Here is a 23,965-nt window from a genome sequence, read left to right as displayed (position 1 = left end):
CATAATTACGATTCAGTATAATGTCATCAACAACTACGATAGCTTCAAAAAACTACAAAAAATTGTCCATTCAGGTTGCGCTCAATGGACTTTCTTTTTGTGTGACCGATACGCTCAACGACCGTATTGTTGATTTACAGCATGTTGTCTTTAAAAACACCCAATCACTGGAAGATCAGTTGTGGCGCACTTTTGTGGATCATCCCGCACTGACAAAATACTACGATGAAGTGGTTGTGCTGCACGACAATAATTTCAGCACTTTTGTGCCGAAACCGCTGTTTGATGAAAATTACCTGGGCAGTTATCTGCAATACAATACCAAAGTATTTGAAACCGATTTTTTTGCCTTCGATGAAATTGAAGCCTACGAGATGAACAATGTATATGTTCCGTTTGTGAATGTAAACAATTTCCTGATCGATCAGTTCGGTACTTTTGACTATAAAAACGTGAATACAGTATTGGTATCCCGACTGCTGGATTTGTCAAAAAACAAAGAAGAAAAACAGGTTTACATTCATATTCAGGAAACTCATTTTGAGATTGTTATCATTGCTAATATGAAGCTATTGTTATACAATTCCTTTGAGTATAAAACACCAGAAGATTTTGTTTATTATCTGCTATTTACGCTGGAGCAATTGCAGTTAAATCCGGAAAGTATCGCTGTTTCCCTATTGGGTAAAATCAGCGAGAACCATCCTTGTTTTGAAATTGCCTATCGTTATGTTCGTAATATTGCCCTGCTGGATACCGTTGATCTACAGTCAAAATATTCTCTCACAGAAAGTGAAACACTACAAAATTATATCCTACTCCATTCATGAGAATCATTTCCGGAAAGTATAAAGGAAGACGAATCAATCCTCCAAAAAATTTACCTGTTCGCCCCACTACAGACATGTCTAAAGAATCGTTATTCAACATCCTGAATAACTATTTTAATTTCAGTGAATTGCGCGTACTGGACCTGTTTGCCGGTACCGGAAACATCAGCTATGAATTTGCTTCCCGCGGATCAGGGCCTATTACCAGTGTTGACGGCGATTTTGGCTGTGTAAACTTTATAAAAAAGACCGCAAAGGAATTTGATTTCGACATTACGGCCATTAAAAGTGATGTTTTTAAATTCCTGGAAAAAAGCAAGGCTTCCTATGATATTATCTTTGCCGACCCGCCTTACGGGATGGAAAAGAAAGATTTTGAAAAAATCGTGGAGCTTGTTTTTCAGAATGAGTTACTGGAAACAGACGGTATGATGATCATTGAACATTCCAAGCACACTCCTATCAACCACATGGATAATTTTTCTTTTTTAAAGAATTACGGCGGATCGGTATTCTCCTTCTTTGAATTTGAAAATGATTCGGAAGAGGATGTCACGGACGAAGAAGACGAATTCGACAGTTAGTTAACGGATTCTGTTCGCATTCTCATCGATACTTTTCTCTTTGAATTCCGAATTACTGATCTTGCCAAAGGAATATTTTACGGCAAGGGAAAGCATTTGCAAATCCGTATAATACCTTCCTTTTGCAGTGACGTTGTTAACGGTAAAACTATCGTAAAAGGTCAGTTGCCGGAAGATATCATTACAGCTCAGCGTACAATCGAAGTGCTTCGAGAATGTTTTTGAAACGGCAGCATCAATCGTAAACAGACTTTTTCTTTCAAAAATGCCTTCTTGCTGGCGGGTAATGCCCCAGGCGTTTACCATTAATTCGATCGCTTTGGGCAGTTTAAACGTGTGATTGCTGTAGTAATACAGGTATGGTCTTGTTCCGTTCAGAACGGCTCCGGGGTCTTCTATTTTATTATAGGTCAAATTCAGCACATTGGTAGCTGTCCAGATTTTATAGGTAAACGGTGTGGTTAATTCGATACTGTAACCCGACTCTTTTTCGAAATTCACCGGTTTTAAAGTGAGCATGTTCTGAGTGTCATCATAGGTACTTCCCATATAAACGGGATTGTCTTTTTGGTTATAACTGATTTTCAGTAATTTATTACCATACTGAAAATTAGCACTGATTTCATTTGTAATGGTAGGATCAATGTTAATGTTGTTAGCAAAAGAAAAATACGGGTTAATATAGGCTGTTACCTGGCTGGCCGACAGAAAATCCGGTCTGCTGATGCTTTTAGCATAATTTAAAGTAAAGGTTTTAGTGCTGTCTACGGGGATTTCCAGCTGTAGTTTCGGGAACAGCCGGGTGTAGTTCTTGTCTATTAATAAAGCATCTGCCATTTTATACTTTCCTTCAACAATTGTGTTTTCTACCCGTGTGCCAAGGCTGTAATTAATCTTTTTAAAGCTGCTGGAAAACTGAAAATACCCGGCACTATTCTTTTCTTTGTAATGGTATGACGATGCCTGTATCGCTTCGGGATTAAAAGTATAGCTGTTGAAATCGGTAGTTGCAGCGGCCTGTGAATGAAAGATGCCCAATTCCAGTTTCATCTGGTTTTTAAATGGTTTTTCAAAATCCATACGGCCGGAAAAAAGATCGACATGAAATCGCTGATCCCTGTTTTGGGTGGGATCAAACGTGGTATTGTTATAGTTATTAAAGATCTCGCTTCGGGTTTTCTGGGTATGCCCGGAATATTGTATACCGGTAAAAAGCAAGGCTTCCATACTTTTAATTTTATGGTTGTAGTTCATAAAAGCATTGTGAAACTGCCTGTTTCCGTTGTTTTGATTTAAGGTTGCAATATTATTTTCGTCATTTTGCTGCCTGTTATACGTGTCTGTAGTTATGTCAAAAAGATCTTTATCAGTTTTTCCGTTAAAGCTAAATGAGAAGTTATCGTCATCATTGATCTTGTAGAAAATACCCGCTCCGTAAATATATTGCGGCCTTTTGGTGACTGCGGTTACCAGGTAGTTGGAAACAATATCTTTATCCGGTATGCTAAAGTCGTTACCGTTGCTTTCCCATACAGTGAGCTGGTTGTAATTAAAATTTGCCTTTAGCTCTATATTGCCTCTTTTGTAACTGGTATTTCCGCCTAAATAGTTATTAAAATACCTTTTAAAAGTTGCATTTTCGGTGAGGCTGAGCATAAACCCTTCCTTTTTGGTGCGTTTGCGGGTAATCAGAATGACAGCGCGGCCATCGGCATCATATTTAGAGGATGGATTCTGAATGATTTCGATTGTTTTAATATCCTCAACCGTTAAGACATTCAAGTCGTTAACCGTTACTCTCTGATTGTCAATATAGATCAGGGCATTTCCTTTTCCAACAACCATAATGTTCTCCCGGTCCGGACTTACCTGAATACCGGGTAGTTTTGATATTAGATCAACCGGGTTGGTATTGGCCTTAAAAAGCGTATTGGCGACATCTACTTTAATGTTTCCGTTTTTAATGCTGAACGCTTTTGCTTCCTGTTTGATGACTACTTCCTCTAATACTTTCGGATCTTCCTGGGCTGTTAACCGGAGTGTGCATAAGATGGCTAAAATGAGAATGTGATATTTTTTCATGTTGTGTATGGATTTGAATCGCAAAAATGCCGGTAAAATTTCAGTCCGGAAGTTAATCGGAGGTTAATGCAGGGTTAAAATGCTATAGTTTTCATAAAAGCCTTATTTTTGATACAGAATACATTGAACGGATGAAACTCAAAATAAACTTTTTAATCGGTTTTGCTATAGCTGTACTGGTCGTATTAACGGCAATGCAGTACTATCTGGTAAAAACTACCTATCATTATAAAGTAGCGCAATTCCAGCTGGAGGTAAAAGAAAAGATCGGAGCCATTACCGATGATTATACGGCTATTGATTCCAGTATTTTCTATGAAAAAGACATTCTTTACAAGCGATTGGCACAGGAGTATTTTAAGAATCCCAAAATGAAGCTGCAGTTAAAGAACAGGCTGCTGAAAAATGATTTTAAAAGTGAGCTGACAGCCCGGCTGAAAAAACAGCTGGAACGGGAGTTTCCGGAAGATTCCATTGATTTCGCCCTGGTTGCCAATAAGTTTATTATATATGAAAATGCGCAAAAAAGTGATACTGTTTTTGCCGAAAAACCGCTTATCGGGAACAAACTTTTCGGAAATTTAGCGAGTCTGGACAATGCTTTTCTGGTCCGGAACTATGTGGGTACCGCCAGTAATCTGGTTCCGGATACGAATTATAAACTGCTCACGGAAGATACCTTATATGTTTCCGTTAATAATTGGCAGCAAATCATATTAAAACGAATGGCCATGGTGCTTTTTCTTTCGGTGACGGCAATGTTCATCCTGGTCGTACTGTTTGTAATGGCTATAAAAGCCCTGATCAGGCAGAAGAAAGTAAATGATGTTAAAACCGATTTTATCAATAACATCACCCATGAATTAAAGACACCGCTGACAACTTTATCTGTGTCGACAAAAATCCTCGAACAGAAAGGGGTTAAAGAAAATGAAGCTGTTTTTAATACGGTTTTGGATACGATAAACCGTCAGAATACCCGTTTACAGCATTTAATAGACCAGGTCATGACAAATTCACTGGGCTATGAAGAAATTGCGTTACAGAAAGTAAAAACGAATAGTAATGTCTTTCTAAAGGCTATTATAGACGATTTTAAAATAGCTTATCCGGATGTGGTGATTGTGCATGAATTACCGGTTTCCGGCTATTTTTTAGAAGTAGATCCTTTCCATTTAACAACGGCTATTAACAATGTTCTGGATAATGCAGTAAAATACGGCTGTAAAAATATCAGGGTTAGTACGGTTGTTAAAGATAAACTTTTAAAAATTGAGATCCAGGATGACGGAATTGGTGTTGCCAAGGAAAAACAAACACTGCTGTTTGATAAGTTTTACAGGGTCGAACAGGGAAATATCCATACTACAAAAGGGCTTGGCTTAGGCTTGTACTATGTTGACCAGATCATTAAAGCCCATAAAGGTGCCGTTAAAATTGATAGTGAATTAGGAAAAGGGACTTTATTCCATATTAGTATTCCCGCCATTTAGATGATGAAAAAGATACTTTTAGCAGAAGATGATACCGATTTTGCATTGGTTTTAAAGCAGTATTTAGCACTTCATGATTATGATGTTACCTGGACAAAAGACGGTGAAGAAGCACTGGCGATGTTTCAGAAAGAGTCTTTTAATATTGGTATTTTTGATGTGATGATGCCTAAGATTGACGGTTTTACCCTTGCCGAAAAAATCATTCAGCTGGATGCGAATGTTCCTTTTATTTTCCTGACTGCCAAAAAAATGAAAGAGGATAAACTGAAAGGGTTGAAATTAGGTGCCGATGATTATATCGTAAAGCCTTTTGAAGCCGATGAGCTGGTTCTCCGGCTGAATAATATCCTTAAAAGATCCGGGCAGCAGGCGGTAACAGTACCCGTTAGCACAAAGATTCCCGTTGGCGCGTATGTTTTTGATACCAAACGACTGGAATTGCATTTTGAGAACAGCATACAGCGCATTACCGAAAAAGAGGCCGCCCTGCTCCTTTTCCTGATTAACAACAGCAATCAGCTGCTTAAAAGAGAAGTTGTTCTTAAAGCTGTTTGGGGAAATACGGATTTTTTCTCCGGCAGAAGTATGGATGTCTATATCAGTAAGCTGCGGAAACATCTTTCAGACGATCAGCATATTGCTATTGAAAGTATCCGGAATATCGGGCTTGAGTTTAAGTTGGATAGGGGGATGTGAAAGGGCAAAAAGCAAAGGGCATTTGAAAAAAGGCAATTGGCAATTGGCAATTGGCAAAAGTGTGCCGGTTGTTATAGCTTAAAAAATAATGCAGACCTGTAAGCCGGATTCTGTATCCGCCGAAGCGGACCCTTATCATTTATCTAGTCTCACCGTTACCAGTGAGATCCATCTGCCTACCCCTCAACAACGGACGAGCAGCCCTTAAATGTTGATATACATGGCATTTCACCGCATAGAGTTTACCTGGTTTCACTACAGCCTTACCTGTACATACTTTCTGTTGCACTTGTCCTAATCTGTCCGAAGACAAACTGACGGGTGTTACCCGCTATGCTACTCTCTGGTGTCCGGACTTTCCTCCCTTCCTTACGGAACGACGATAAGGCGGTCTGCGGGGCAAAGATAGTGCTTTATTTTCCTTTTTAACCCCTATTCGTAACAGCACTTTAACAATGCTTTATATTTATTTGGAAATAAAATGATTATCTTTAAAAAATAACAACAAAACAACTAAAATATGGTTCGTATGTATCATTATGCCACTGTTATAAAAGCTTTGGAAGAGCTTGCCGAAAAAGGTTTTACGATTGATTTCAATATTCATGAAAACGATATTATTGCCAATCCTTCCCATTACGAGATCGTTCATATTTACCGCTACGAAGGGCAAACCAATCCGGATGATGAAGCGACCGTTTACGGGATTAAATCCGTTTCCGGAGAAAAAGGTGTTTTTGTTGCCGGACAGCTGGCTTCTTCCGAAAACGATATTGAAAAAGTTCTGATTGACCTAAGTATAAAGGGCAGAACCGAATAGCAGTTTTTACTCTTAAAACAATTGTTATTTGTTAAAAACTATCCGGTACTGTTTTTGCAATTTCTCCTTTTTACAGCTATATTTGCCTTCAATAAAATTCTATGGAACAGTTTATCGTATCAGCCCGTAAATACAGACCGCAAACATTTAAAGATGTTGTTGGTCAGCAGGCTATTACCAATACGTTATTAAACGCCATCGAAAACAATCACCTGGCTCAGGCATTGCTTTTTACCGGTCCGCGTGGTGTGGGTAAAACCACCTGTGCCCGTATTCTGGCCCGTAAAATCAATCAGGAAGGCTATGATGATCCTTATGAAGATTTTGCATTCAACGTTTTTGAGCTGGATGCGGCTTCAAACAACTCTGTTGACGATATCCGTAACCTGATCGATCAGGTTCGTATACCACCACAAACAGGAAAATACAAAGTATATATCATTGACGAGGTACACATGCTTTCTCAGGCTGCATTTAATGCTTTCCTGAAAACGCTGGAAGAACCGCCACGACATGCTATTTTTATCCTGGCAACTACCGAAAAACACAAAATCATCCCAACGATATTATCCCGTTGTCAGATTTTTGATTTTAAACGTATTACCGTTAAAGATGCCAAAGAACACCTGGCAGAAGTAGCGAAAAGCCAGAATATTTCATTTGAAGACGACGCTCTGCACATTATTGCCCAAAAGGCAGATGGTGCAATGCGTGATGCTTTGTCTATTTTTGACCGTGTTGTTTCCTATTGCGGAACAAACTTGACCCGTCAGGCTGTTACCGAAAACCTGAATGTTCTTGATTTTGAATATTATATTAAGGTAACCGATTTACTTCTGGAAAACAAGATCCCGGATTTACTATTGGCTTATAACGATATCCTGGCAAAAGGTTTTGACGGACATCATTTTGTTGCCGGTCTGGCTTCACATTTCAGGGATCTACTGGTTTGTAAAAACCCGGCTACGCTGGTATTGCTGGAAGCCGGTGAGCATGCACAGAATTTATACCGCGAACAGTCCCAAAAAACGTCGCAGGACTTTTTATTACAGGGTATTGATGTTGCCAATGATTGTGATTTAAAATACAAAAGCAGTCAGAATCAGCGTCTTTTAGTAGAACTATGCCTGATGCAGCTTGCCTCTATCAATTTTGATGGAGAAAAAAAAAAGCTAAACAATTTATAATCCCTCCTGATTTTTTCAGAAATAATCCAAAGCCGACAACTGCTCCGGCTGAAATTACCGTTCCTGCTGCTGTTAATACAGCCACTACAGCGCCGGTTGTAGACACTGTAGCCGTTTCGCCGCCACAACCCGAACAGCAGACCGTTAAAGCTGTTGCACCGGAAATTAAACCGGTTAGCAGCCCGGATGGACAGGCAGAAAGAAAAGTGTCTGCTTTTTCATTATCCAGTATCAAAGCCAAACGGGAACAGGAAGCCATGCAAAGGGCTTCTGTTAAGCAACACGACGAATTACCCAAAGAAGCTTTTACAGAAACAGATATGTTACTGCAATGGAATAAGTTTGCACAGCGATTAAGCGACAGCGGTCAGAAGATCATGGCAACCTATATGCAGATCAACGATCCTGTTCTGCACGGAACAACCATTCGCCTGGAACTGCCCAACGAAGGTTCCAAAGTGGATTTTGACAACAATAAAATCGAATTACTGGGCTACCTGAGAGGAAAACTACACAATCACGATATTGTTATTGACGTACACGTAAACGAAGTGGTAGAAACAAAATATGCTTTTACCACCCAGGAAAAATTCGATAAGCTTAAAGCGATCAATCCGGCATTGGAATTGTTGCGCAAGACTTTCGATCTTGATTTATAATTGTTTGCGTCCCATTTCAAAAACCTGTTGCAGCCATTTTTCGCGCTGTGCTTTTTCAGAAGTTTTGATTATTCCCACATAACTTACCCTGACCGGTTTTACACCACAGAATTCCAATACGGTCTTTTTTAGCTGATTAACGCTTGGCCTGCCGTAAACAAGCCGGTAATACCAGCCCGGCTGATCCAGTGTGGTAATGATATGGGCTGTTTTTCCCTTTAAAAGCTTATCCCACCATACCGAATTTTCACGGTAACGAAAAGCTAAACCCGGTAAAAAGACCCTGTCGATAAATCCTTTTGTAATAGCTGGTAATCCGCCCCACCAAACGGGATGAACCCAAACCAGGTGGTCGGCTTCTTTTATTTTTTGCCAGGCGGCTTGCAGATCCGGTTCCATTTCCATACGCTTTTGGTAGCCGAATGCTAAATTGGGATTGAAATTCAATTCGGCTATGGTTATTGTACTTATAACAGCATTGGATTGCTCCGCTCCTTTTTGGTATGCTTCTGCCAAAGCAAAATTGAAACTCTCTTTATTGGGATGCCCGTTGATGATAACTATTTTTTTCATATTTATTACCTGATGGTTATTTATGATTGTATAATGCTGAATGTATTGTTACTCTTTAATAAAGTGGTGAACTCTTCCGGTCCGTAAAGCTGGTGACTGAAATAAATTCCTTTTTCAAAAGGGTTATTCAGGAGCTTTTCCAGATGTAATACCGTTGCAAAAGCAGTTAGTTCTGCCTGACCTTTATCGCTTTGCAGACAGATTGTCTGTTTACCGGATGTGGTATTGACTACAATATCAAAAGCGGTTTTATCACCTTTTCCATTGGCACTGAAAATCAGTCTTCTTCCCCGCAGGGATAACAGGTTGAATATCCGCAAATACTGAAAAACACCTAACAGTCGGGTTACAAAGGCGGAACTGTATGTCATTTTCACGGAAACTGTGGGCACTTTTTCCATTTTATTCAGGATAAACAAATCCGGTACATCAAAATTATAAACCTGCCGCTTCCCTATTCCAAAATGAAAGGCATGGTATTCCGTGTCTAAAAAATGTTTGATCTGAACTGTTTTATTGTTTTGATAACGGACAAAAGGCTCGCAAACATTTTCAGCCATAAAATGAGCCGAACTCTCCCCTGCCAGATCGTTTACCGAATAATAAACGTAAAGGCCGGCAGAAATAACTGCTTCTTTTTCCGGAACGGCATCCTGCAACAGGGCGCTTACAATTCCGCTCATCCAGCCGGAGCTGAACACGATTCTGTTGTTTACTTTATTTTCTTTGGCCAGATCATAAGCGACTACCAGATCGGGGGTTGGTTTGGTAATATCGATATAATCAATCCGGTTGTCTATTGAAAACTGCAGGGCATTATTCCGCTTGTCGTTCACACACAATACAATACTGTCAATCTGGTGTTCCGGTATAACCGAAAACGTTCTGATGTTGTTTACATCAATCTGCAGCTGGTTTGAAAGCACGCTTTTTTTACGGCTTCCGATAAATAGTTTATACTCCGGATTTCGTTCTTTTAAAATCCTTATAATGGTTTTGCCAACCAGTCCGTTTCCTCCGATAACTAAAATATTCTTTTGCATAAATTGTTGTTTGTTGCAAAAATATTCCAGGGATCAGGCTCTCCGGCAGGACAAATGTCCAATAATTAAACCGCCTTTCTGATGCGGCTTAAATGACGGGGTGTCATTCCTAAAAACGACGCCAGGTATTGCAGCGGAATGAGCTGAATGTATTTTGGGTGCTGCTGGAACAGTTCTTTATAGCGTTCTTTACCGGTATATTTCTGAAAAGAGGCTATTCTTCTTTCCAGCTGTACATATTGGGATTCGGCCAGGATCCTTCCCACTTTCTGCCAATTGATATTTTCCTGGTAGAGTTTCTCCAGGTCTTTCCGGTGGAGAATTTCCAGTTCGGAATCAAATATCGCCTGTATGTTTTCGTCTGTTGACTTTTGGGTGATAAAGCTGGAAAATGCCGACATCAGTTCTTTTTCAAACGTGATACAGTTCGTGATCTCATCGCCTTCATTGTTTACATAAAACGAACGCAAGGCACCCGATTTGATAAAGACAATCTCGTCACAAACCACATTTTCCCGGATTAAATACTCCTGTTTTTTTAAACTTCTTTCGGTTACGACATCATCTAACATGTCCAATTCCGGTTCGGAAAGGATTTGTAATGTTCTAAATAGCGTTTTCATTAGTATATGCTGAAAAAGTTATCTTCTGTTATTTAAAGTTCCATGACCAATATCGGAAACGGATTGCCGGAAGTATCAAGCGGTTCTCTCTTTACTGTTTTAAAACCCAGATGCTGGTAAAAACCTACTGCCTGTTCGTTTTGTTCATTGACATCCACTTTGGATGCTTTTTTTCCGGTAACTGCAAAATTGAGCAGGGTTTTACCGATTCCTTTCCCTCTGTAATCCGGGTGGATAAAAAGCATTTCTATTTTGTCATTATCAAGTCCTAAAAAGCCGGTAATGGCATCCCCTTCCTTAGTGCAAAAAAGGCTTACCGCTTTTAAATATTCGTTTAGAATCAACGGTTTGTAAAACTGTATGTCTTTTTCCGTTAAAAAGGTATGTGTCGCTCTGACGGAAGCTTCCCATACTTCGGTAATTTCGTTATAATCCGCTGCTGAAGGCTGTATTATCGTTGGACTCATTTTTATTAAATTTTGTCATAATACATGGCTTTCACGATACCATCTGAAAGTCCGATCTTAGGAACATAAATGTTTTTGGCACCGCTCCATTTCATGGCGTTCAGGTATATTCTGGTTGCCGGTATGATCACGTCGGCACGGTCGGTATTTAAACCCAGCTCGGCGATACGCTGTTCATAGGAAAGCGAATTCAGGTATTGGTATTGTGAATTCACATAGGCATAGGAAAGCGGTTTTTCCTGTAATTTTCCGGATAATTTGAATAATTTGTTGATGTTTCCGCCGGATCCGATTAATGTAACGTGTTCATACGGTTCCGTCTGTACTTTGATCCATTTTTCAATTTCCTGCCACACCACATCGTTTACCATATTGTTCAGCAAACGTACGGTACCGTTTTTAAACGATTTGGAAGCGACCATCTGCCCTTCGGAAAAAAGGGAGAATTCGGTGCTGCCACCGCCAACATCTACATAAAGATAGGTCTGGTCGGTTTTGATAAAATGGCGCAGATCGGATGAAGCAATTATTTTTGCTTCTTTTTTACCATCGATAATGTTGATCTTTATATCGGCTTTTTTCTTGATGATTTCGGCTACTTCATTACCGTTATAGGCCTCACGCATAGCCGATGTAGCACAGGCCATATAACGTTCTACTTTATAGACTTTCATCAGCAGTTTAAACGCTTTCATGGCGTCCACCATGCGTTCAATATTCTCATCCGTTATTTCCCCAACGGTAAACGCATCCTGTCCTAAACGGATCGGAACACGAACCAGGGAGCTTTTATTAAACTGTGTTTCTTTTCCCTGCTGTTCTACAATATTGGTAATTAACAAACGCATGGCATTTGATCCGATATCGATAGCAGCGTATTTTTTTATTGAAATCATTCTTTTAAAAGTCTTTTAATACTATAATTACAGATTCTTTTCAACGATTACTTCCATCAGATTTCTATAATAGTTATAGGTTTCCAATTGTGCCCGGAACATTTTTTCTTTTGGCCTTTTGCGGTATTTGTTCTCCAGATTTTCAGAATGCAAACGGGCTTTTACATTTCCTTTCCAGCCAATATTAAAGGTTTCAATCAGTTCTTTTTTGATGCCTTCATCATATATCGGACAGGTTACTTCCACCCGGGCATCCAGATTACGGGTCATAAAATCGGCAGAAGAGATATACACTTCCGGATCACCTTCATTACCAAAAATATACACACGGGAATGTTCCAGGTAATTGTCTACAATACTAATGGCTTCAATGTTTTCACTCATTCCCAAAACACCCGGGATCAGCGAACAGATACCGCGAACGACCAGTTGGATCTTCACACCTGCCCGGCTGGCTTCATAAAGTTTGTCGATCATTTTAAAATCGGACAGGCTGTTCATTTTCAGCTTGATATAGGCTTCTTTTCCTTCCAGGGCATTCGTGATTTCACGCTCAATGAGTTTTACAAATTTGGAACGCGTATAATGAGGGGAAACAATCAGGTGTTTGTAACGGTGTACCCGGTAATTCACGTCAAAGAAGTCGAAAATGCGGTTAATATCCCTTAAAATCGGCTGATGACTGGTTAACAGCGTGACATCCGTATATATTTTAGCGGTGGATTCGTTGAAATTTCCGGTGGAAATAAAGCCATAACGGAATATCTTACCATGTTCAATACGTTCAATCACGCATATTTTGCTGTGTACTTTCAGTCCTTTTACGCCAAAAATAAGTTCGATACCTTCCGTTTGCATCTGTTCGGCATAGGAAATATTGCTGGCTTCGTCAAAACGTGCCTGCAATTCAATTTGTACCGTTACTTTTTTACCATTTTTGGCCGCATTGATTAACGAGCTGATTATCTGGGAGTTTTTCGCTAAACGGTATAAGGTTATTTTAATGGAGTTTACTTTCGGATCCAGCGCAGCTTCCCTTAAGAATTTAATCATATAGGAAAACGACTGATACGGCGCATTGACCAAAAAGTCCCTTTGTTTGATTCGTTCCAGTATGCTTCCTTCAAGGCTTAGTCCTACAACCGGTAACGGCGGATTTTGACGGAATAATAGATCATAACGGCCTAAATTCGGGAAGTCCATATAATCGCGTCGGTTGTGGTAACGTCCGCCGGGAATAAGACTGTCCGTAGCATCGATCTTCATTCGCGTCAGGAAAAAAGCCAGGGTATCTTTATCGATAGACTGGTCGTATACGAATCGTACCGGCTCGCCTATTCGTCTGTCTTTTACACTGGTTGATATCTTTTCGATCAAGCTTTTGTTTAAGTCGGAATCAATATCCAGTTCTGCATCACGGGTGATCTTAATCATGTGTGCCGAAATACTTTCATAATCGAAAATATTGAAAATTCCGTGCAGGTTGTAACGGATCACATCATCCAGAAGGATAATGTGCTGCTTGTCGCTGCTGGATGGCAATACCACAAAACGGTTAATGGTTTTCGGGATTTCCACTACAGCATAACGCACTTCATTCTTTTGAATGATATCGTCAGAAACAGGGTGCTCTTTTGTTTTCATAACGAGCTTAACCGCCAAATAACCGGAGGTATCTTTCAGCAATGGAAATTCATCCAGATCGTTCAGGATAATGGTAACCAGTTCCGGACTTACTTTCTGGATAAAGAATTCTTTGATAAAGTTTTGCTGTTCCTTGTTGATTTCCGTTTCGTTAATGATAAAGATATTTTCTTTTTCAAGCATTTTTTCGATAACGCTCAAAATCCGTAAGCTTTCGGATTGCTGTTCGATAACAATCTCGGTAATATCTTTAAGTAACTGCTGGGCCGAAATTCCGCCAAGAATCTTTTCACCCGATATGCCTTCCATACTTAAGCGGCGTATGGCAGCATAACGTACTCTGAAAAATTCATCTAAATTATTCGAAAATATTCCTAAGAACCGAAGTCTGTCTAATAAGGGAACACTTTCATCTGCTGCTTCTTGTAAAACTCTTGCATTAAAGGCAAGCCAACTTTTTTCTCTGTCTATATATCTGTTTTCGTGGGATGTCATACTTTTAATTGCCTTGGAAATAAGGTTTTTATTGTTTTCCCTTTATGTATCGAATCCCAACTATCCTGTTCGAATGAAATGGATACGAAGCCTGCTGTAGGAACGTTTTCGATATAAAGGTCTCCAAATTTATTAACAAAATCTGTGATTGCCTCATTATGTCCGAAAAGAATTAAGCTGTCAAATCTGTTTTCACATTTTTTTATAACGGATTCCAGATTCTTACCGTCAAAAGTGTATAAATCATCTTTCAGAATTACATTTTCGTAGGGAATGGAAATGTTCTGTGAAAAGATCATGGCGGTTTCCTTTGCTCTTTTTGCAACACTGCACCATACTAAAAAGGTCTTGGGCAAAAATTTTGTTACCTGACTAAAAATTATGTTAGCGTCATTAATCCCCCTTTTGGAGATTGGTCTGTCAATATCTCTTGATGGGGTATCCCAGCTTGATTTTGCATGACGAATGAGAATTAAATTTTTCATGATCAGACTATTTATTCTATAAAGTAAGTCAAAAAAAAGGAAAAATGCCAGTCAAAGAGTATCAAAAAAATGTTAATTCACAGATAAAAAAAGTAGTTTAATCGAAAAACCCTACGAAAATAATGTCCTCCCGTTTTATTTAAATACTTTAGTCTTGTCAAAATACAGTTTTATTAAAAAAAAGAGCTATTTTTTGGTTTTAAAGTTAAAATACCACTATAATACTTTACGATCATTAATACTTTTTCACAAAACGGTATTTAGACTGCAATGGCTATTTGCGCTATTGTAAATTCCACTTTCCAAATCTTTTAACTTACCAGTTGAGTCTACAATTGTTTTTGCTTGTCAGAAACGAGCAAACTATTCCATGACTTTACATTTCGGTTTTTCTACAGGTGTTAAAACAGCATGATTTTATCGCCCCGGGACTTCCTATGCTTTTTTTTCTGAAACTAATTTAATTAAATATTTGATCATGAACCCTTTTAAATGTTATCAAGTAGTATTCTTTCTGCTTTTCCTCACGGCAGAAATTGGGCAAGCCCAGACTTTTATATCCTACGAAGCTTTAATGAATGACGGATATAGAAGTGGAAAAAATGAAACAGGTTTTAATTATGATCTGGTGAAATCATTTTTAAAAGATCTGCATCCCAAACTCTATCTTCTGAACGGTAAAACGAAAGATCTGTCCCAGGGGCATATTTCCAGCGCAGAAGTAGATGTCCGGTCGCTCCAACAGCTGTTAACGATGGACAACACAGCATTACTCGAAATGCTGACCATTAAAATCAGTGTAAATGATGCTTCTAAAATAGACCTGACGCAGCTGGGAAAATTTAAGAATCTTAAATACATCCATATCATCTGTGATTTTAAATGTAATGAAGATTACATCAAAAGACTTTTCCTGAATAATCGTACGGATTATTTAATCATTTATTCCATCTCTATTCCAAGTTAAAGGTTTTATAATAAACACTATGATTATGAAAAACTTTACTCATCAAAATAAGATCAAAACGGCAAACAGCCTGGGTTTCCTATTGCTGTTGCTGCTTATGATTTCTTCAATTGAGGCGTTTTCGCAGGTAAAAGTTCCTTTTACACAAAGAGCTTCTCAATATTCTCCAACCCGAAAAATTTACAGCATTCAGGGCGATTTCACAATGATTGGAAATACCAATCTGACGCTGGTAAATTATGGAGATGAAACGGCCAACAGTAATAATGACATGCAGTATGTTGATGTGGACAGCGATTCGAATACGTTCAATTCCTCATCGGCTACTTTGACATTTTCAACAGAAAACGGCGCGATTCCAAGCTGTTCCAAAATTATCTATGCAGGTTTGTACTGGTCCGGAAGAGCTTCCAACGGCAGCAGCAGTCCAGATACTTTTTCTGTTACTAAAAATGTTCCCGGAACACCACAGGCAGTTAATAATAATCAGACTGTAGGACACAACAACAGCATTACGAACACCCAGTATTCAATGGCAGTGACCCGTCAGGGAAGCAACAATAGCTACTATACCCGCTATGAATTTACCGGAAACGGCGATAATGTTCAGTTTGAGTTCCAGAATTCCAGTCCGTATATCCGCTACAGAGTGAATAGCGGCAGCTGGATCAATCCGACCAATCAGGTAGTAACCAATTCCGGAAATACCAGAAGTGTTTCTTTTGATCCGGTTACGATTTATACCGAATCCGGCGGCATTACTTTAACGATAAATGCGCTGGACAGGGATTCCCGACAAAACAGATCGACCTCGGAATACCAGTCGACTTCTTTTGCCTATACCAATGTAACCGGAACCATTCCGACTACAGTATCGGTAACCAAAAATTTCGACAAAAGAGTTGTTTCCATTAAAGGTCCGGGAGCACCCGGCTATACTCCGGTTACGGCCAACACCAACGATATTTATTATCCGCAGTCATCCGACGGTTTTATGTATTCGGCTTATGCCGAAATAACCGATTATGTGATCCAATACGGTTTGGGTAATTATACGGTAGCCGATGTGGCCATGATTGAAGGCAATGGTGGTTCTACCGGTTATTACGGCGGCTGGGGAATTGTCGTGATCTATGAAAATTCCAAAATGAAATGGAGAGATATTACCTTATTTGACGGTCATGCTTATGTACAGGGAAATACGGTAACCAATTTCGAATTGCCGGTTTCCGGTTTTAACACTGTTCAGGCCGGTCCGGTAAACTTAAAATTAGGTTTAATGGCTGGTGAAGGCGACCGTGGTATCAGCGGGGACTATTTTAGTATCCAGAAACAAAGTGACAACAGCTGGCTGGATTTAAACCACAGCGGAAACACTACCGGAAACTTTTTTAATTCCTCCATACAAACCGGCGGTAATACCCGGAATCCAAACCTGCTTAACAATACAGGGCTCGACATCAGTATGTTTAACATCCCGAACGCGGGTAATGCTGTTATTACCAATAATCAAACGGCTACGAAATTCCGTTACGGTTCCACCCAGGATACCTATGTTATTTACACCATTGCCATGGCGGTAGATGCTTATGTTCCGGATCCTGAAGGAATCGCTTCAGTACTTACGATTAATGGTGTTCCGGCTGGCCCTGGCCCGTTGAGTGTTTTACCCGGCCAGGAGATCGAATATAAAATAAAAGTGCAGAATCAGGGTACGGAAGCCATTAACAATGCCGTCGTAAAAATCCCGATTCCTTTTACAACCACTTATGTTGCCGGCAGTGCGAACGGTACGATACTGTTTAGCCCGGCGCCTACTCCAAATGCGGTATCTTTTGATCCTTCACAGGGAGCAAATGGTTCCGTAATATGGAATATCGGCACACTACCCTTACCTCCAAATCCAAATGATGTTTTAGGCGAATTGACCTTTAAATTAAAAGTTACCGAAGATTGTAGTATACTAACCAATCCGAATTGCCATCCTGCTGCCATTATTTATGGCTATATCAATGGTGTAGGAGCAATTTCCGGTGTGGTGATCAATACCAAACCTTTTATTCAGGGGTATACGTCTTCCGGTATGTGCCAGGGCGAACCCCTCACCGATCCGTTGACAGTCAATATCGACTCACAGAACTTTGTTAGTCAGCATTGCCAGAATACGCCTACTCAAATAGCCTTTACCTTCTGTAACAGTAACGGAAGTATCGCTGTTTCACAAATCAGCAGTGCTTTTCCTCCGGGAACACGGTTTTATAATCAGTATCCGGTTACGGCAAATGCTATAGAATATACCTCATCCAACCCTTTTCCTGCAACTTTAGGAACCCAGACCTATTATGGTGTGCCTCCGGGAAATACGGGATGTTACTATACCTTTAAAATTACTGTAACGGCAAGCCCTACTTTAACCGGACCTGCAAATTATACTTTGGAAGGCTGTAGTACCAATGCGATAACAGGACTTGCCTATAGCGAAACACCGGTTACAATAACGTTAGCCCAATTTTTAGCTGCCGGCGGTACAACAACGAACCAGTCTATGAGCTATACTATTTCGTATGTTGATACAAAATCCGGTTCTTGTCCGTTAGTGATTACCCGAACTTTTACAATCAATAGTTCCTGCGTGACCAATCTGAATTTTGTTCAGCAGATAACCATTAAAGATACTACTCCACCCGTTGCCCCGGCTCCACCTGCTAATATTACCTTAAGCTGTGGAAGCCAGATTCCGGCAATGATGAATTTAACAGCAACAAACGGCTGTGATAATGATATTAATGTGGCTGGTGTTGATGCAACAACTTTTGGAAACTGTGCCGGAAATTACTCTGTTTTACGTACCTGGACCTTTACCGATGCGTGTGGCAACAGTACTTCCGTATCCCAAACAATTACAATCAGTGACACGGTACCGCCAACATTTACCGCTCCGGCCAATACTACTATTTATGCCAATGTAAACTGTAGTTATGATGCTTCTGTTGCTGTAACCGGCGATGTAACCAATGAAGCTGACAATTGTTCGACAGGATTACAAGCCACTTATACAGATGCTGTTGCTAATGGTAACTGTCCTGGTTCTAAAATCATAACCAGAACATGGACGTTAACCGATGCCTGCGGCAATGCGGCTGCCAGTCAGAACCAGATTATCACTGTACTGGACAACACCCCGCCTACCATTACCGCACAAGCGCAAAACTTAGCAGTGAGTTGTGATGGTCAGGGCAATCAGACCCAATTACAAAACTGGCTGAACTCCAATGGTGGCGCTACCGCTAATGATAATTGCAGTACCGTTACCTGGACCAACAACTTTAGTCCGGTAACCAATAACTGTTCGCAAAGCGTTGTTGTGATTTTTACCGCTACTGATGCCTGTGGCAATAAAGCCACTACCCAGGCAACCTTTAGCGTTAGCGATACCGTTCCTCCTGTAGTACCCACCGCTCCGGCAAATGTTACCGTAGCCTGTAGTACTGATATACCGGCAATGATTAGCCTTACTGCTAATGATAACTGTACCGGTGCGATTACCGTACAGGGACAAGATGCTACCGTTCCCGGTAACTGTCCGAATTCTTATGTTATTACCAGAACATGGACCTTTACGGATACCTGCGGAAACAGCTCATCTGTATCGCAAACCATCACTGTAAATGATACTATTCCGCCAACGTTTACCACTCCGGCCAATACTACTATTTATGCCAATGCAAACTGTAGTTATGATGCTTCTATTGCTGTAACCGGTGATGTAACTAATGAAGCCGACAATTGTTCGACAGGATTACAAGCCACTTATACAGATGCTGTTGCTAATGGCAACTGTCTAGGCTCTAAAATCATAACCAGAACATGGACCTTAACCGATGCCTGCGGCAATACAGCGGCAAGCCAAAACCAGATTATTACTGTACTGGACAACATCCCGCCTACAATCACTGCACAAGCGCAAAACTTAGCGGTTAGCTGTGATGGTCAGGGCAACCAATCCCAGTTACAAAACTGGTTAAACACCAATGGTGGCGCCACTGCTAACGATAATTGCAGTACCGTTACCTGGACCAACAACTTTAGTCCACTAACCAATAACTGCTCTCAAAGCGTTGTTGTGATTTTTACCGCTACCGATGCCTGTGGCAATACAGCTACTACCCAGGCAACCTTTACGGTTAGTGATACTATACCTCCGGTGGCTCCAACCGCTCCGGCAAATGTTACCGTAGCCTGTAGTACTGATATACCAGCGATGATTAGCCTGACCGCTAATGATAATTGTTCCGGTGCGATTACCGTACAGGGACAAGATTCCACTGTTCCAGGCAACTGTCCAAGCTCTTATATCATTACCCGTACCTGGACCTTTGTAGATGCCTGTGGTAACAGTTCGTCATTATCACAAACCATTAATGTAAATGATACCGTGGCTCCGATAGTGCCAACAGCACCAGCGAATATAACTGTTGCCTGTAGTACTGACGTACCGGCGATGATCAGCCTAACCGCTAATGATAACTGTTCCGGGGAAATCACCGTACAAGGGCAAGACACAACCGTTCAAGGCAACTGTCCAAGCTCTTATGTAATCACTCGTATCTGGACCTTTGTGGATGCTTGTGGTAACAGTGCTTCTGTATCTCAAACCATTAATGTAAATGATACTGTAGCTCCGGTGGTTCCAACACCACCAGCAAATATAACTGTTGCCTGTAGTACCGATGTTCCGGCGATGATCAGCCTGACCGCTAATGATAACTGTTCCGGTGCCATTACCGTACAGGGACAAGATACAACCGTACAAGGTAACTGTCCAAGTTCTTATATAATCACTCGTACCTGGACCTTTATGGATGCCTGCGGAAACAGTTCGTCTGTATCGCAAACCATTAATGTAAATGATACTATTCCGCCAACGTTTACCGCTCCGGCCAATACTACTATTTATGCCAATGCAAACTGTAGTTATGATGCCTCTATTGCTGTAACCGGCGATGTAACCAATGAAGCCGATAATTGTTCTACAGGATTGCAAGCCACTTATACCGATGTAATCGCCGATGGTAATTGTCCTGGTTCTAAAACTATAACCAGAACATGGACGTTAACCGATGCCTGCGGAAATACGGCTGCCAGTCAGAACCAGATTATCACCGTACTGGACAACATCCCGCCTACAATCACTGCACAAGCGCAAAACTTAGCGGTGAGTTGTGATGGTCAGGGCAACCAATCCCAGTTACAAAACTGGTTAAACACCAATGGTGGCGCCACTGCTAACGATAATTGCAGTACTGTTACCTGGACCAACAACTTTAGTCCGCTGACAAATAACTGCTCTCAAAGTGTCGTTGTAATCTTTACGGCAACAGATGCTTGCGGCAATACAGCTACTACTCAGGCAACTTTTACAGTTAGTGATACTATACCTCCGGTAGCTCCAACCGCTCCGGCAAACGTAACCGTAGCTTGTAGTACTGATGTTCCGGCAATGATTAGCCTGACCGCTAATGATAATTGTTCCGGTGCGATTACCGTACAGGGACAAGATTCCACTGTTCCAGGCAACTGTCCAAGCTCTTATATCATTACCCGTACCTGGACCTTTGTAGATGCCTGTGGTAACAGTTCGTCAGTATCACAAACCATTAATGTAAATGATACCGTGGCTCCGATAGTGCCAACAGCACCAGCGAATATAACTGTTGCCTGTAGTACTGACGTACCGGCGATGATTAGCCTGACCGCTAATGATAACTGTTCCGGTGAAATCACCGTACAAGGGCAAGACACAACCGTTCAAGGTAACTGTCCGAATTCTTATATAATCACCCGTACCTGGACCTTTGTAGATGCCTGTGGTAACAGTGCTTCAGTATCACAAACCATCAATGTAAATGATACTATAGCTCCAGTAGTACCAACAGCACCAGCGAATATAACAGTAGCTTGTAGCAGTGACGTACCGGCGATGATTAGCCTGACCGCTAACGATAACTGTTCCGGTGCGATTACCGTACAGGGACAGGATTCCACTGTTCAAGGCAACTGTCCAAGCTCTTATGTAATCACCCGTACCTGGACCTTTGTGGATGCCTGCGGCAATAGTGCTTCCGTATCACAAACCATCAATATTAATGATACTATAGCTCCAGTAGTACCAACAGCACCAGCGAATATAACAGTAGCTTGTAGTACTGACGTACCGGCGATGATTAGCCTGACTGCTAATGATAACTGTTCCGGTGAAATCACCGTTCAAGGACAGGATACAACCGTTCAAGGCAACTGTCCAAGCTCTTATATCATTACCCGTACCTGGACCTTTGTAGATGCCTGTGGTAACAGTTCGTCAGTATCACAAACCATTAATGTAAATGATACCGTGGCTCCGATAGTGCCAACAGCACCAGCGAATATAACTGTTGCCTGTAGTACTGACGTACCGGCGATGATTAGCCTGACCGCTAATGATAACTGTTCCGGTGAAATCACCGTACAGGGACAGGATGCCACCGTTCAAGGTAATTGTCCAAGCTCTTATGTAATCACCCGTACCTGGACCTTTGTGGATGCCTGCGGAAACAGTGCTTCTGTATCACAAACCATCAATGTTAATGATACTGTAGCTCCGGTGGTGCCAACTGCTCCTGAAAGTGTAACAGTAGCTTGTAGCAATGACGTACCGGCAATGATCAGCCTGACCGCTAATGATAATTGTTCCGGTGAAATTACCGTACAGGGACAGGATTCCACTGTTCCAGGTAACTGTCCGAACTCTTATATTATTACCAGAACCTGGACCTTTGTGGATGCCTGCGGCAACAGTGCTTCTGTATCACAAACCATCAATGTTAATGATACTATAGCTCCGGTTGTTCCAACTGCACCAGCGAATATAACTGTTGCCTGTAGTACCGATGTTCCAGCGATGATTAGCCTGACCGCTAATGATAACTGTTCCGGTGAAATTACCGTACAAGGGCAAGACACAACCGTTCAAGGTAACTGTCCGAATTCTTATATAATCACCCGTACCTGGACCTTTGTGGATGCCTGTGGTAACAGTGCGTCTGTATCACAAACTATCAATGTTAATGATACTATAGCTCCGGTTGTTCCAACTGCTCCTGAAAGTGTAACAGTAGCTTGTAGCAATGACATACCGGCAATGATTAGCCTGACCGCTAATGATAACTGTTCCGGTGAAATCACCGTACAGGGACAAGATTCCACTGTTCCCGGTAACTGTCCCGGTTCTTATAGCATTACCAGAACATGGACATTTGTAGATGCCTGTGGCAACAGTGCTTCCGTATCGCAAACCATCAATGTAAGCGATACCATTCCTCCGGTAGCTCCAACGGCTCCGGCTGATGTAACTGTATCTTGCGGCGGACAAATTCCGGAAATGATCAGTCTGACTGCGAATGACAGCTGTTCCGGTGAAATTACCGTACAAGGACAGGATAGTACCACACAAGGTGAGTGTCCTAATTCGTATATCATTACCCGTACCTGGACATTTACCGATACCTGTGGCAATACTTCAAACAGCATACAGCTGATAACGGTTTCTGATGATACCGCTCCGGTTTTAGCTTCGGCATTAGAAACGGAAGTAAATGCTGTTTGTACCGCTATTCCACCTGTTCCGGAATTGACATTTACAGACAATTGTGGTGCAACGGTAACGGTAGCATATTCTGAAAATACAGGCAATCAAACCGCCGGCTCTTATGTTATTATCAGAACATGGACGGTAAGCGATACTTGTTTTAATACAGCTACTTTTACCCAAACGGTTACTGTTAGTATTGAGAATCCGTTGACCGTAATTGCGAAAACAATCTGTATCAATGATGAACCCGTTAATCTTTTCACATTACTGCCGGAAGGCACCGCTCAAAATGGCACCTGGTCAAGTCCGAATGCCGGAACAGCACTGGAAGGAAGTATCTTCAATCCGCATCAGGCCGCTTTAGGAAACTATATTGTCCGCTATACTATCTCGGATGGAGACTGTCCTAAAGTATTTGAAATAAATATTGAAGTACACGACAGATGTATTGTATTACCAGCCTGTTCGATCACTGTTTACAATGCGGTATCGCCAAATAATGACGGTTATAACGATGTTTTCTTTATTGACGGAATTTTATGTTATCCGGAAAATAATGTTGAAATTTACAACAGATGGGGTATATTAGTGTTTAGTACAGATGGTTATAACAATACCACCAAAGTATTTGCTGGTGTATCTGAAGGTCGTGCCACTATTGACAGAGGCGCAGAATTACCGGACGGAACGTATTATTATATTTTAAAATATAAAGATGAAAAAGGAACCAACTTCGATAAAGCAGGTTATTTATATCTTAATAGATAGTTCCGTATCAATTTTTTAGT

The 23,965-nt window shown here is 40.9% G+C and carries 18 protein-coding genes and 1 other RNA gene; 9 read left to right on the top strand and 10 right to left on the bottom strand.

Annotated features, from left to right (window positions below; translation table 11 throughout):
• Positions 1–20 precede the first annotated feature (20 nt).
• Positions 21–830, top strand: a complete 810-nt coding sequence (locus HW120_RS12360; RefSeq protein WP_177734405.1) for a DUF3822 family protein — start codon at positions 21–23, stop codon at positions 828–830.
• Entirely contained in the window at positions 827–1,414 is a 588-nt protein-coding gene (rsmD, locus tag HW120_RS12355) for a 16S rRNA (guanine(966)-N(2))-methyltransferase RsmD (RefSeq protein WP_177734404.1), read from the top strand. The genes HW120_RS12360 and rsmD overlap by 4 nt, the downstream gene beginning before the upstream one ends.
• Here the strand turns inward: rsmD and HW120_RS12350 are convergent, their stop codons facing one another.
• A complete protein-coding gene (locus HW120_RS12350; protein WP_177734403.1) occupies positions 1,415–3,496 on the bottom strand; it encodes an outer membrane beta-barrel protein in 2,082 nt (693 codons plus the stop codon). It abuts the gene before it with no gap.
• 131 nt (positions 3,497–3,627) lie between these two features.
• On the opposite strand from HW120_RS12350, the gene HW120_RS12345 reads away from it, so the two are divergent.
• Both HW120_RS12345 and HW120_RS12340 read left to right on the top strand, forming a co-directional pair.
• A complete protein-coding gene (locus tag HW120_RS12345) occupies positions 3,628–4,989 on the top strand; it encodes a sensor histidine kinase (protein ID WP_177734402.1) in 1,362 nt (453 codons plus the stop codon).
• Between the two features lie 3 nt (positions 4,990–4,992).
• Positions 4,993–5,688 (top strand): response regulator transcription factor, encoded by a 696-nt coding sequence (locus HW120_RS12340; RefSeq protein ID WP_177736337.1) that lies wholly within the window; start codon positions 4,993–4,995, stop codon positions 5,686–5,688.
• 83 nt (positions 5,689–5,771) lie between these two features.
• Here the strand turns inward: HW120_RS12340 and rnpB are convergent.
• An RNA gene (gene rnpB / locus HW120_RS12335) (RNase P RNA component class A) lies at positions 5,772–6,087 on the bottom strand.
• A gap of 130 nt (positions 6,088–6,217) precedes the next feature.
• Here rnpB and HW120_RS12330 point away from each other — a divergent pair.
• The gene (locus HW120_RS12330) at positions 6,218–6,508 is read left to right on the top strand and encodes a hypothetical protein (protein ID WP_394353021.1); all 291 of its coding nucleotides are present in this window, start codon (positions 6,218–6,220) and stop codon (positions 6,506–6,508) included.
• A 101-nt stretch (positions 6,509–6,609) separates the two neighbouring features.
• Complete coding sequence (dnaX, locus tag HW120_RS12325) at positions 6,610–7,695, top strand: DNA polymerase III subunit gamma/tau (protein WP_177734400.1); 1,086 nt, start codon at positions 6,610–6,612, stop codon at positions 7,693–7,695.
• Here the strand turns inward: dnaX and HW120_RS12320 are convergent.
• A complete protein-coding gene (locus HW120_RS12320; RefSeq protein ID WP_177734399.1) occupies positions 7,655–7,954 on the bottom strand; it encodes a hypothetical protein in 300 nt (99 codons plus the stop codon). The genes dnaX and HW120_RS12320 overlap by 41 nt on opposite strands.
• On the opposite strand from HW120_RS12320, the gene HW120_RS12315 reads away from it, so the two are divergent.
• Positions 7,953–8,354, top strand: a complete 402-nt coding sequence (locus HW120_RS12315) for a DNA polymerase III (protein WP_177734398.1) — start codon at positions 7,953–7,955, stop codon at positions 8,352–8,354. The genes HW120_RS12320 and HW120_RS12315 overlap by 2 nt on opposite strands.
• On the opposite strand, the gene HW120_RS12310 is transcribed toward HW120_RS12315, so the two are convergent.
• From HW120_RS12310 to HW120_RS12280, 7 genes are all read right to left on the bottom strand, one after another.
• Positions 8,349–8,927 carry an NAD(P)H-dependent oxidoreductase gene (locus tag HW120_RS12310; protein WP_177734397.1) on the bottom strand — a complete coding sequence of 193 codons (579 nt, stop codon included), beginning with the start codon at positions 8,925–8,927 and terminating at the stop codon, positions 8,349–8,351. The two genes, HW120_RS12315 and HW120_RS12310, sit on opposite strands and share 6 nt — an antisense overlap.
• A 20-nt stretch (positions 8,928–8,947) precedes the next feature.
• The gene (locus tag HW120_RS12305; RefSeq protein WP_177734396.1) at positions 8,948–9,970 is read right to left on the bottom strand and encodes a saccharopine dehydrogenase family protein; all 1,023 of its coding nucleotides are present in this window, start codon (positions 9,968–9,970) and stop codon (positions 8,948–8,950) included.
• A 65-nt stretch (positions 9,971–10,035) separates the two neighbouring features.
• Positions 10,036–10,593, bottom strand: coding sequence for a Crp/Fnr family transcriptional regulator (locus HW120_RS12300; RefSeq protein ID WP_177734395.1), 558 nt, complete (start codon positions 10,591–10,593; stop codon positions 10,036–10,038).
• Positions 10,594–10,625: 32 nt separating this feature from the next.
• Positions 10,626–11,060, bottom strand: a complete 435-nt coding sequence (locus tag HW120_RS12295) for a GNAT family N-acetyltransferase (RefSeq protein ID WP_177734394.1) — start codon at positions 11,058–11,060, stop codon at positions 10,626–10,628.
• A gap of 5 nt (positions 11,061–11,065) precedes the next feature.
• The gene (locus tag HW120_RS12290; RefSeq protein WP_177734393.1) at positions 11,066–11,956 is read right to left on the bottom strand and encodes a Ppx/GppA phosphatase family protein; all 891 of its coding nucleotides are present in this window, start codon (positions 11,954–11,956) and stop codon (positions 11,066–11,068) included.
• A 27-nt stretch (positions 11,957–11,983) separates the two neighbouring features.
• Positions 11,984–14,095: a polyphosphate kinase 1 gene (ppk1, locus tag HW120_RS12285; RefSeq protein WP_177734392.1), complete on the bottom strand. Its 2,112-nt coding sequence runs from the start codon at positions 14,093–14,095 to the stop codon at positions 11,984–11,986.
• Complete coding sequence (locus HW120_RS12280; protein ID WP_177734391.1) at positions 14,092–14,580, bottom strand: SixA phosphatase family protein; 489 nt, start codon at positions 14,578–14,580, stop codon at positions 14,092–14,094. Before HW120_RS12280 ends, ppk1 begins: the two co-directional genes overlap by 4 nt.
• A gap of 478 nt (positions 14,581–15,058) precedes the next feature.
• On the opposite strand from HW120_RS12280, the gene HW120_RS12275 reads away from it, so the two are divergent.
• Both HW120_RS12275 and HW120_RS12270 read left to right on the top strand, forming a co-directional pair.
• Positions 15,059–15,547: a hypothetical protein gene (locus HW120_RS12275; RefSeq protein ID WP_177734390.1), complete on the top strand. Its 489-nt coding sequence runs from the start codon at positions 15,059–15,061 to the stop codon at positions 15,545–15,547.
• A 25-nt stretch (positions 15,548–15,572) separates the two neighbouring features.
• A complete protein-coding gene (locus HW120_RS12270) occupies positions 15,573–23,945 on the top strand; it encodes an HYR-like domain-containing protein (RefSeq protein ID WP_177734389.1) in 8,373 nt (2,790 codons plus the stop codon).
• Positions 23,946–23,965: the final 20 nt, after the last annotated feature.

It is taken from the genome of Flavobacterium inviolabile, assembly GCF_013389455.1.
Taxonomy (GTDB): Bacteria; Bacteroidota; Bacteroidia; order Flavobacteriales; family Flavobacteriaceae; genus Flavobacterium; species Flavobacterium inviolabile.
The sequence above is the reverse complement of the archived record's forward strand: the minus strand, read 5'-3'. Positions and strand labels throughout refer to the sequence as shown.